Source organism: Vibrio sp. OPT46 (assembly GCF_015163535.1).
GTDB classification, from domain to species: Bacteria; Pseudomonadota; Gammaproteobacteria; order Enterobacterales; family Vibrionaceae; genus Vibrio; species Vibrio alginolyticus.
Genome location: NZ_JADDYG010000113.1, coordinates 1 through 342, shown reverse-complemented (window position 1 = coordinate 342; position 342 = coordinate 1). Strand labels below are relative to the sequence as shown.

At 38.0% G+C, this 342-nt stretch carries 1 pseudogene; it reads left to right on the top strand.

The features are described from left to right. Positions 1 to 342, top strand: a pseudogene (locus IQR33_RS05160) (hypothetical protein); the annotation flags it as partial.

Sequence of the window (342 nt, the reverse complement as noted above, 5' to 3'; positions counted from 1 at the left end):
GCAAAATATCAAGAATATTTACTCTCAAGCAGATAAGGTTCTAGCGGTTGCTATTGAATCATTGAAAGACAAAGAGCAATCAAGTGTTGACCGTGTAAATGAGGTCAATGAACAGGATGCGCGATTTCGTAAGCAGGCTTCTAAAATAAAGGCCGATTTCGAGGAACTTATTGCATCTTGTGCTGACCGTAAGAAAAAAGATCTTTCTGATATGAAGACCTTCTATCAGTACAATTCATCTGCGGAAGGTTTGGAAACGCTTATTACCGAAACTTATGATGACAAGAAAGAAGCTCAAACAGAAATTGGCAATTATTTCAGCCAACTGATCACCTCTAAACT